Raw genomic sequence first — 1208 nt, forward strand, 5'->3', positions numbered from 1 at the left:
AGTGGTCCGAAGATACTGTTGTACAACGGATTTCAGGGTTCCTGAGGTGACCTGATGCTGCGAGTAACGCCCCGCGAATCACACGCGGCACCGTCCCCACATCCGAGACGGTCGCACATTCCGATCCAGCCGATTTCCGGATGTCGAATGGATCCTGCTCTGCAACAGCAGTTTCCACCGGTCAACGGGGCCGATCTCGTGGTGGGTGGCCTCCGTCGGACCGGACAGGAATTCGACCGCACGATCCGACCCGTATTTTGTCATTGTGACGAAGCCTGGGCGGCGGCGAGTTCGTAGAGCATCCCTTTCCGATAGAAGCTATCGGTCGGGCCACCGCTGCATCGGCTGTCTCGCAATACATGTGAGCGAGATGCCAGCCAATGGACCCCTTACACCCGACTCCTCAGCCGGGTGTAAGGGGGCGTTGGGTGACATCGTGATCTTTGGTGTCGAGAGCACCACTCCGTGACCAAGGCTGGACGCGTGCGTTCGCTCAGCCTTCGCGGTCACCTCAGTGTGACGCGAATCGGAATCGATTCCCAGGAGCGCAGTGTGTTGTTGAGGTGGCGCTTGGCTGGAGCGACCAACTCTATCGATTCGACGCGCGCAGAAAGTGCGGTCAGTAGAGCCTCGGCCTCCAGTCGCGCGACGTGTTGGCCGACGCACTGGTGAATGCCCATCCCGTAGCCGACGTGGCCCGATGGGTTGCGGGTGATGTCGAAGTCGTCGGGGTTGTCCCATCGGCGAGGGTCTCGATTGGCCGAGCCAAGGAACATCAATATCTTTCGGCCGTCTGGGATAGTCGTTCCGCCGACTTCGATATCGCTGGTGGCCGTTCGGAAGAAGGTTTGCACCGGTGACTCCCAGCGGACTGCCTCGTCGAATGAAGTACGTGCGAGAGTCGCCGGATTGGTCCTCAGTCGGGCCCATTGAATGGGATTGTTCGCGAAGGCGTATAGGACGGCGGCAAGTCCATTGACCGTCGTATCAACGCCAGCAGACAGCAGCGATCGCACGATGAGCGGCGCTTGCTCGTAGGTGATGTCTCCTCGGTCGGCTGCAGCCCAGATTTCCGCACCGAAACCGTCGTCGGACAGAACATCACGCCCGCACTGCGCGTTGACCCAACTGGACAGCTCCGCAGCACGGGCAGAACCTTTGTCCACTAGTGAATTGGCCGGTCCGAACGCGTTGAACAGATGGTCGCC

The 1208-nt window shown here is 60.3% G+C and carries 1 protein-coding gene; it reads right to left on the minus strand.

What is annotated here, in order from left to right:
* Positions 1–506: 506 nt before the first annotated feature.
* On the minus strand, positions 507–1208 hold a 702-nt coding region (locus A2J03_RS00275; RefSeq protein WP_156520120.1), incomplete at its 5' end, for a cytochrome P450.

This window comes from Rhodococcus sp. EPR-157 (assembly GCF_001647195.1).
GTDB lineage: Bacteria > Actinomycetota > Actinomycetes > Mycobacteriales > Mycobacteriaceae > Rhodococcoides.